Genomic DNA, 8,863 nt, shown 5'->3' with positions numbered 1-8,863 from the left:
GCGCTCACCAGCTGACCGGGCCGGCAGCAGGGAGCATCACGGTCAGTCGGGTGCGTCCGATCTTCAGCAGCGAGCGGTCGTGCAGCGTGACGGGCGTGCGGATCCGCTCCCCGTCCACGAAGGTGCCGTTGGTCGAGCCGAGGTCGGTGGCGATCAGGGTCCCGTCCTCCTCGGCGCGCAGCTCGAGGTGGTGACGGGAGACCCCGGTGTCCTCGAGGATGATGTCCGCGTCCCCGCCGCGGCCGATCACCGTGACCGGGCCCGTGAGCAGGTACTGCTGGCCGTCGATCTCGATGATCGGGCTGCCGCCCGCGCCCGAGGCCGCGGCCCCCGTGGCGGGCGCGACGCTGCCGCGCTCGGTGCGGGACTCGGTCTCGAAGCGCCCGGCACGCACCTCGTCGTCCTGCTCGAGGTCGACGCTCACGGCGCCCACGAACATGTAGCGCTGCTTGTCGGCGTGCTCGGTGAGGACCCGCTGCAGCTCGTCCAGCAGGGTGTCCTGCCAGGAGGCGAAGCGCTCGAAGTCCTGGGAGTGCAGGTAGACCGTGTACACGTTCGGGGCGAGGGTCCGGGTGCGGTCGAGCACCTGGATCTGGTCATCGCACTCGCGCTTGAGGCCCTGTGCCAGGTCAAGCGGTTTGAGCTGTCCGCGGCCGGGCGAGAACATGCTCGTCACGCCGCGATCGAGGCCGCGCTCGATCCGATCCAAGATCCCCACGGTGGTCCTTCGCTCTCGCTGTGGCTGCCAGGTGCGCGAGCGACATCGGGCCGAGCCCTCGGGGGAGGGTGGGAACGAGGCTGCTCGCCCCCAGATCGTAACGCGTGAGCAGGGAGATCCCGGGATCACGCGGCGGGGAGGCCGGGTGGGAATCGTGCAGGGGTGGTGAAGGTCGCGGCCGCGCGGTGGGCGTGTGCGGGGGCTGCCGCACGCTGCCGCGGGCTGCTGTGCGCCGTGTGCCCACCGTGGGTCCTCCTCCTGCCGTGTGCCATATTGGGGAGCGTGGAGACCGAGACGCCGCCCGTGATCCCCGTCGACCTCGACGCCGCGCACGCCCTAGGGGTGTCCGACGCGGAGAGCACCCTGCACACCCAGGGCGATCCCACCCGCGTCTTCGACCTCGCCAGCGTCTCCAAGCCCCTGGCCGCGCTCGGTGCGCTGATCGCCGTGGACCGCGGGCTGATCGACCTCGACGAGCCCGCCGGGCCCGAGGGCGCGACAGTGCGCCACCTGCTCGCCCACACCGCCGGCTACGCCTTCGACGGCGACGAGATCGTGGGCGCCGTGGGCGCCCGGCGCATCTACTCCAACACCGGCTTCGAGGTGCTCGCCGCGCACCTCGAGGACGCCACCGGCTACGACTACGCCGACTGGATGGAGCAGACCGTCATCTCCGGCCTCGACCTGGTGGACCTCGAGGTGAGCGGCTCCCCGGCCGCCGGCTACCGCGGCTCCCTCCGCGACCTGCTGGCGGTGGGCCGCGAGCTGCTCGCCCCCACCCTGATCCCCGAGGAGCTCTGGCGCGAGGCGACCAGCGTCCAGTTCCCGGGACTGTCCGGGATCCTGCCCGGCTACGGGAGGCAGAAGCCCAACGACTGGGGTCTCGGCTTCGAGATCCGCGGCGAGAAGGACCCCCACTGGACCGGCGCGCACTCCTCGCCGCAGACCTTCGGCCACTTCGGCCAGGCCGGGTCCTTCCTGTGGGTGGACCCGGTGCGCGGCCTGACCGCCGCCTTCCTCGGCGAGCAGAGCTTCGGCCCCGACCACGTGCGCATCTGGCCGGGCGTGACCGACGCGCTGCTCGAGCGCTTCGGCGACGCGGGCTGAGCGGCACCGTGAGCGGTGCTGTGAACATTGCAGCGAACGGTGCAGCGAGGGGTGCAGCGAGGGCGCTGGACCTGCTCGACGAGTTCGGGTTTGAGGCCGCCGCGATCGTGCTCGGCCCCGAGGGGGAGCGGGAGCGGCGCGGCGACGTCACGCGGATCCGCCCCTGGCGCTCGGTCACCAAGACCCTCACCGGATACGGCGCGGTCCTCGCCCTGCAGGAGGGACGCGCCGACCTCGCGGACGAGGCCGGACCGCCCGGCGCGACGCTCCGCCATCTGCTCTCCCACGCCTCCGGCTACTTCTATGAGTCCGAGGGCACCCTCCAGGCACCCGGGCTGCGCCGCCACTACTCCAACTACGGCATCGACGAGGCCGCCCGCCACCTGGAGCGGGCGCTCGGCCGGGACTTCGGCGACTGGATCTGGGACCGGATCGCCGATCCGCTCGGCATGGACGGCCTCGAGTGGAGCGGCTCGGCCTCGGTGGGCGCGCACGGGGCGCTCACCGATCTCGCCCTGTTCGCTGCTGAGCTGCTGCGACCCACCCTGCTCGAGCCGCGCTGGTACGCCGAGCTGACCCGCGTCCAGTTCCCCGAGCTGGTGGGCATCATGCCCGGCTTCGGGAAGCAGGAGCCGAACCCCTTCGGGCTCGGCCTCGAGATCCGCGGCAGCAAGTCACCGCACTGGACGGGCCGCGCCAACAGCGAGGCGACTATGGGGCACTTCGGGATGCGCGGCACCGCCTTCTGGGTGGACCCCGTCGCGGACCTCGCCCTCGTGGTGGGCACCTCCCACGACTTCTGCGACGCCCACCGCGAGGTCATGCCCCGCCTCGCCGACGCCGTGCTCGAGGCGCATGCCGGCTGAGCCGCGCTGCGTCCCCGGTGCCAGGGCCCCGGGTGGCGGGTTCCCGGGTGGCGGGGTCCTTGCTGGCATTTCCCCGGCCGCTGGGCAGAAGGTTCCACGGAACTGGTACTTCCCGTCACGTGGCCCCGATCCGAGCAGTGGCACGCCACCGCCCGCAGCCGCGCGCCATCGCACGCTGCCGCTCGCCGCCGTGCGCCACCGCCCGCAATCGCACGCCGCCGCTCGCAACCACGAGCCAAAAGGTTCCATCTCAGTGGCACGTTTCGTCGCGTGGCGCCAGCAGAGCCACGGCGGGCGAGGTGCCGCGGTGCCGCGGTGCCACGGTGCAGGAGACGCCTCTCACCCTCACTGACCAGGCCACCCCTTGTCCGCGCCAATTAGGGTGACCTCGCCACGACTTGCCATGTCACGCCAGGAGCCGGACCCCGATGACCACCCCCGCCACCGATCCCCTCACCCAGGCTGCCGACGGGATCCTCGCGAGCTCGGCCGACTCCTCCAGGGCGCCGCGCTCGCCGATCGGTGTCCTCTTCGCCGTCGTCGCCTTCTTCGAGGCGTTCACCTGGGCCGGACTGCTGGTGGGGATGTTCCTGAAGTACGTCACCGGCACCACCGAGATGGGCGTGTGGCTGTTCGGCCGCCTCCACGGCGGGGCGTTCATGCTCTACGTGGCGATGACCATCGTGGCCGCGATCTCGCTGCGCTGGAAGTGGTGGGTCGCGCTGCTGGCCCTGCTCGCTGCGATCCCGCCCCTGGTCACCGTGCCGCTCGAGATCTGGCTCCACCGCACCGGGCGCCTGAACCGCCGCTGAACCAGGCGCACCGGCCACGGCCCGTGCAGTGCCGCTGGCCACGAGCCAAAAGGTTCCACCTCAGCGGTACTTATCGGGGCGTGGCCGGATGGAGGGCGTGGCGGACTGAGCGCGGCCGTGGTCAGGGGACCCCGCCGGGCGGTGCCGTCAGGCGTTGTGGACCAGGGGGCCTGCGGGGTCGCGCCAGCCGGCGAGCACCTCGAGCATGCGCACCAGGCGCACCGTGGAGGCGACGTCGTGCACTCGTAGCAGGCGCGCGCCGTGCTGGATGGTCCAGGCCGCCGCGGCGAGCGAGCCCTCGAGGCGCTCCTCCTTGGGCAGGCCCAGCGACTCTCCCACGAAGTCCTTGCGCGACAGCGCCGCGAGAAGCGGCAGGCCGAAGGAGGCGTACTGCTCGAACCCGCGCAGCAGCTCGAGGGTCTGCACGGTGGACTTGTTCAGGTCCGGCCCCGGATCCAGCACGATCCGCTCGCGCGGGATGCCCGCGGCGAGGGCCCGCTCGAGGCGCTCGCCGAGGAAGTTGCGCACCTCGGCGACCACATCTCTGTACTGCGGGCGGGGCAGCGGCTCGCGGGGCCTGGCCGCGGAATGGGTGATCACGAGCGAGGCCCCGGTCTTCGCGACCGTCTCCGCCATCTGCGGGTCCGAGAGTCCGGTGGTGTCGTTGATCAGGTCCGCGCCGGCGTCGATCGCGGCCTCGGCGACGGAGGCGTGGAAGGTGTCCACCGAGAGCAGCACGTGCGCGGGCAGCTCGCGGCGCAGTGCGGCGATCACGGGGACCACGCGCTCGGCCTCCTCGTGCGCGGGAAGCGGGTCGCCGGGCGCGAACTTCACCCCGCCCACGTCGATCAGGTCCGCGCCTGCCCGGCCTGCGTCGAGTCCGGCGGCGACCGCTGCCTCGAGGCCCCAGGTGCGGCCCTCGTCGAAGAAGGAGTCGAGGGTGCGGTTGACGATCGCCATCACCAGCACCCGGCGGGTGGTGTCCGGCAGCGGGCGGGGCGCGCACGAGAGGCCGTCCGCGGCGGACGCCGAACCATCCAGCATCGCGTCGGAGACGCGGGCTACAGTGGAATCCGACCCGGGGGAGCGGCCTGTCGAGCCCTCGCCGTCAGCGTTGTTCATGGTCCGTTCCTCCGCAGTTCAGGCCGGGTCCGCCCGTCTTTGAGGGCTGTCCGACCTGCACTACGTTAAGAGCTGACAAGAACGTGCACAATCCGGCTGCGCTGTACCTCGCACGCCGGCCCTCGACTTGATGGAGGACTCACGAGATGAAGATCGTCGTCGCCGGCGGAGACGGATTCTGCGGCTGGCCCACTGCCCTGTACCTCTCGCAGAAGGGGCATGAGGTCACGATCGTCGACAACCTGGTGCGTCGCGACATCGATGAGGAGCTCGGCTCGAACTCGGTCACCCCGATCCTCCCGCTCGAGGAGCGCGTGAAGGTGTGGAAGGAGGTCTCCGGCAAGGACATCGCCGTCGAGATCGCGGACCTCACCGACTACGAGGCGGTCTCCAAGGTCTTCCAGGAGACCCAGCCCGAGGCGTTCGTGCACTTCGCCGAGCACCGCTCCGCGCCCTATTCGATGATCGACCGCGAGCACGCGATCGAGAACCACCGCAACAACATCGAGGGCACCCTGAACGTGCTGTGGGCGATCAAGGACTTCGCCCCCGACTGCCACCTCGTCAAGCTCGGCACCATGGGCGAGTACGGCCAGCCGAACATCGACATCGAAGAGGGCTGGATCGAGATCGAGCACAAGGGCCGCAAGGACCGCCTGCCCTACCCCAAGCAGCCCGGCTCGTTCTACCACCTCACCAAGGTGCACGACAGCGACAACATCATGTTCGCGTGCAAGATCTGGGGCATCCGCGCCACCGATCTGAACCAGGGCGTGGTCTACGGCCTGGAGACCGACGAGACCCGTCTGGATCCCCGTCTGGTCAACCGCTTCGACTACGACGCCGTGTTCGGCACCGCCCTGAACCGCTTCATCATCCAGGCGGCCATCGGCCACGACCTCACCGTCTACGGCAACGGCTCCCAGACCCGCGGCTACCTTGACATCCAGGACACGGTGCGCTGCATCGAGATCGCCTGCGAGAACCCCGCCGACCGTGGCGAGTTCCGGGTCTACAACCAGTTCACCGAGCAGTTCTCGGTCAAGGAGCTGGCCGAGAAGGTGCAGAAGGTCGCCGCGGATCTCGGCAACGAGGTGGCGATCTCCTCGATGGAGAACCCGCGCGTGGAGAAGTACGACCACTACTACAACGCGGTCAACACCACCCTGCTCTCGCTGGGCCTGGAGCCGCACCTGCTCACCGACGAGCACCTCGCCGAGGTGCTCAAGGTCGCGATGAACAACACCGACCGAGTCAAGCGCGAGCTGGTCATGCCCACCGTCACCTGGAAGTGACCGCCACCCCGTGAAGATCGCGATCGTCACGGAGACCTTCCTGCCCTCCGTCGACGGCGTGGTGACGCGCCTGCGCCACGCCGTCGAACGGTTCAGGGATCTCGGCCACGAGGTCATGGTCATCGCTCCGGAGCTCGGCGTGACCGAGCATCACGGCGCGCGGGTGGTGGGGGTCAGGCCCGTGACCCTGCCGTTCTACAAGCATCGGCGCTTCACGCTGCCCAACCCCACCGTGGACGGCATCATCCGCGGCTTCCACCCGGACGTGGTCCATGCCGCGCAGCCGCTGCTGCTGGCCTCCTCGGGGGCGTTCGCCGCGCACCGCCAGCGGATCCCGCTGGTCGCGAGCTATCACACCCACATCCCCCGCTACCTGGACCTGTACAGGGCGTGGTCGTGGGGCAAGCGCCCGGTGTGGTGGCAGATCCGGCGCAACCATGCCCTGGCCGACATCAACATCGCCACCTCCGAGACGATGCGCGCCGAGCTCGCCTCCCAGGGCATCGAGGACCTCCACGTGGTGCGGCGCGGCGTGGACACGAAGGCCTTCCATCCGGACTTCGCCTCCGCCCAGATGCGCGAGCGCCTCACCGAGGGGCATCCGGAGAAGAAGCTGCTGGTGTTCGTGGGGCGCCTCGCCGCGGAGAAGGAGATCCACCGCCTGCGCCCGCTGATGCAGCGGCGTGACGACGTGGCCCTCGCGATCGTGGGCGACGGCCCGTTCCGGCGCGAGCTGGAGCAGATGTTCGCCGGCACCTCGACCCTGTTCCCCGGCTTCATGCAGGGCGAGGAGCTCGCGAGCGCCTTCGCGAGCGCCGACGGGTTCATCTTCCCCTCCGTCACCGAGACCCTCGGCCTGGTGATCCTCGAGGGGATGGCCTCCGGGCTCCCGGTGGTCGCGGCCCGCTCGGGGCCGACGATGGAGCAGGTCACCGACGGGGTCAACGGGCTGCTGTGGGATTCGGGTGATGACTCGACCCTGGATGCGGCGCTGAATCGGCTCGCGGATCCGCAGCGGCGCGCCGCGATCCGTGCCGAGGCACGGGCCGAGGCGGAGAAGTTCTCCTGGGAGAACGCCTCGGACGATCTGCTGCGCTACTACGAGATGGCGATCGAGAAGCACCGGGCGGGCGCCGGGCGCTGACCCGGCACCCCCTCCGGCCGGCGCTCCCCACCCGGCACCTGCCGCCCGCGGGATCGCCTCGATCAGCCCGCGCGTGTACGGGGAGTTGGGCGCGGCGAAGACCTGCTCGGCGGGCCCCTGATCCACCACCCGGCCCCGCTGCAACACGGTCACCGAGTCGCTGATCTGCCGCACCAGGCTCAGATCATGCGAGATGAACACCATGGTCAGCGCCGGATCGCTCTCACGGAGCGTGAACAGCAGGTCGATGATCCGCGCCTGCACGGTGACATCGAGAGCGGAGGTGGGCTCGTCGAGCACCAGCGTGGAGGGGGAGAGGATCAGCGCCCGCGCGATCGCGACGCGCTGACGCTGCCCGCCCGAGAGCCGGCCGATCCGCCGCGCGGCGGCCGCCTCGTCGATCCCCATCCGTGCCAGCAGCTCGAGGGCCCGGGCGCGGGCGGCGGCGCGACCGGTCCCGGCGATCCGCAGCGGCTCGGCGACCAGGTCCACCACCTTCCATCGCGGGTCGAGCGCTGCGAGCGGGTTCTGGTACACCAGCTGCAGCGCGGAGGGGTCCGGGGCCACGACCGCCGGCCGGTGCGGGCGCGGCGTGCCCGCGAGTGGAGCGGCGTGAAGGCCTCCCTCGAGCACCGCCTGGGGCGCTGAGCTCTCTCCTTCTGTCGAGTTCTCTCGAGCGCACGCGGCCCCGTGCGGGAGCCGGCCGGATAATCGCTGGGGCGCTGAGGCCTCGCCATGATGGGATGGCGCGATGAGCACAGTCCGGATCACGCCCGTGGACCCCACCGACCGCGAGGCCCTGCTCGCCTGGAACACCCTGCTCGGAGAGGGGTTCAACGCCGGGCGCGAGGCCGCCTGGTGGGCGAGCGACGAGACCACTCTCGCCCGCTTCGCCGATCCGAAGCCCGCACGGCGCTCGGTGCTGCTGGTGGCGAGCATCGACGGGGAGAGGGTCGGCGCGGCCGGCGCCGAGGTCGATCCCGGAGACCCCGCCGAGGTCGAGATCTCCGTGCTCCCGGCGCACCGGCGCCGCGGCGTGGGCACGGCGCTCGCCGCCGCCGTGCGCGAGGCGCTCGCCGGGCATGCCGAGATCGTCCAGGCCGAGACCTACAGCGAGGCCGGTGTGGCCTTCTCCCTCGCGCAGGGCCTGCGGCTCGGGAACCAGGAGCACCGGATGCTGCGGGACCTGCCGCTCGACCCGGCCGCTGCGCACCCCGCCCCGTCGGCTGCGGGGCCTGGCATCACCGTGCGCACCTGGCGGGGCGCCTGCCCCGAGGAGCTGCTCGAGGACTGGGCGCGGCTGAACACACAGATGGAGGCCGACGTACCGATGGGGGACCTCACCCGGCCCGCACCGCGCAGCGACGTCGAGGCGCTCCGACGCACCGAGCGGCGCATGGACGCACAGGGCTGGACCCTCGTGCGCGCCCTCGCCTATGACGCGGGCCTCGCGGTGGGGTACACCGAGATCCTGGTCAGCCGCCACGACCCCGAGATCATCACGCAGGACGACACCCTCGTGGACCGCGCCCACCGCGGCCGCGGCATCGGCCGGGCCCTCAAGCTCGCGAACCTCGAGAACCTCGCGGGTGTGCCCGAGCTCGCGCGCGCCCGCTGGATCCAGACCTACACCGCCCTCGACAACGCCCCCATGCTCGCCCTGAACCGCTCGCTCGGCTTCCGCGAGGCGGACGTGCTGAGCATCCTCGAGGGCGAGCTGCCGCCGGCCTGAGAGTCCCCGGCATGTGACCTGCTTCGCACGCTGTCGTCCGCTCGTCATCTTCGGGCGGTGACTATGA

At 71.2% G+C, this 8,863-nt stretch carries 8 protein-coding genes and 1 pseudogene; 6 read left to right on the top strand and 3 right to left on the bottom strand.

What is annotated here, in order from left to right; all coding sequences use genetic code 11:
- Positions 1-4: 4 nt before the first annotated feature.
- Entirely contained in the window at positions 5-718 is a 714-nt protein-coding gene (locus BN4251_RS14365) for an FHA domain-containing protein (RefSeq protein ID WP_087485725.1), read from the bottom strand.
- A 282-nt stretch (positions 719-1,000) separates the two neighbouring features.
- Between BN4251_RS14365 and BN4251_RS14360 the strand changes: the two genes are divergently transcribed.
- From BN4251_RS14360 to BN4251_RS14350, 3 genes are all read left to right on the top strand, one after another.
- Positions 1,001-1,825 (top strand): serine hydrolase domain-containing protein, encoded by an 825-nt coding sequence (locus tag BN4251_RS14360; RefSeq protein WP_170931974.1) that lies wholly within the window; start codon positions 1,001-1,003, stop codon positions 1,823-1,825.
- Positions 1,826-1,845: 20 nt separating this feature from the next.
- Complete coding sequence (locus tag BN4251_RS14355; protein ID WP_245810370.1) at positions 1,846-2,691, top strand: serine hydrolase domain-containing protein; 846 nt, start codon at positions 1,846-1,848, stop codon at positions 2,689-2,691.
- Between the two features lie 428 nt (positions 2,692-3,119).
- A complete protein-coding gene (locus BN4251_RS14350) occupies positions 3,120-3,503 on the top strand; it encodes a DUF3817 domain-containing protein (protein ID WP_087485724.1) in 384 nt (127 codons plus the stop codon).
- A gap of 147 nt (positions 3,504-3,650) precedes the next feature.
- Here BN4251_RS14350 and folP read toward each other — a convergent pair whose 3' ends face one another.
- Entirely contained in the window at positions 3,651-4,625 is a 975-nt protein-coding gene (gene folP, locus BN4251_RS14345) for a dihydropteroate synthase (protein WP_087485723.1), read from the bottom strand.
- Positions 4,626-4,771: 146 nt separating this feature from the next.
- On the opposite strand from folP, the gene BN4251_RS14340 reads away from it, so the two are divergent.
- Entirely contained in the window at positions 4,772-5,920 is a 1,149-nt protein-coding gene (locus BN4251_RS14340) for an NAD-dependent epimerase/dehydratase family protein (protein WP_087485722.1), read from the top strand.
- Between the two features lie 10 nt (positions 5,921-5,930).
- Positions 5,931-7,064: a glycosyltransferase family 4 protein gene (locus BN4251_RS14335; RefSeq protein WP_087485721.1), complete on the top strand. Its 1,134-nt coding sequence runs from the start codon at positions 5,931-5,933 to the stop codon at positions 7,062-7,064.
- Positions 7,065-7,403: 339 nt separating this feature from the next.
- On the opposite strand, the pseudogene BN4251_RS19005 reads toward BN4251_RS14335, so the two are convergent.
- Positions 7,404-7,556, bottom strand: a pseudogene (locus tag BN4251_RS19005) (ABC transporter ATP-binding protein); the annotation flags it as partial.
- 259 nt (positions 7,557-7,815) lie between these two features.
- Here BN4251_RS19005 and BN4251_RS14325 point away from each other — a divergent pair.
- The gene (locus BN4251_RS14325) at positions 7,816-8,796 is read left to right on the top strand and encodes a GNAT family N-acetyltransferase (protein ID WP_087485720.1); all 981 of its coding nucleotides are present in this window, start codon (positions 7,816-7,818) and stop codon (positions 8,794-8,796) included.
- The last annotated feature ends 67 nt before the right edge of the window (positions 8,797-8,863 follow it).

The sequence above is a fragment of the Brachybacterium massiliense genome (assembly GCF_900184245.1).
Taxonomy (GTDB): Bacteria; Actinomycetota; Actinomycetes; order Actinomycetales; family Dermabacteraceae; genus Brachybacterium; species Brachybacterium massiliense.
This window is presented reverse-complemented; position numbering and strand designations above follow the sequence as displayed.

What these genes read in the sequence shown, in the direction of transcription:
- BN4251_RS14350 (WP_087485724.1), top strand. Translation starts at nt 3,120, where the DNA reads ATGACCACCCCCGCCACCGATCCCCTCACCCAGGCTGCCGACGGGATC.
- folP (WP_087485723.1), bottom strand. Translation starts at nt 4,625, where the DNA reads ATGAACAACGCTGACGGCGAGGGCTCGACAGGCCGCTCCCCCGGGTCG.
- BN4251_RS14340 (WP_087485722.1), top strand. Translation starts at nt 4,772, where the DNA reads ATGAAGATCGTCGTCGCCGGCGGAGACGGATTCTGCGGCTGGCCCACT.
- BN4251_RS14325 (WP_087485720.1), top strand. Translation starts at nt 7,816, where the DNA reads ATGAGCACAGTCCGGATCACGCCCGTGGACCCCACCGACCGCGAGGCC.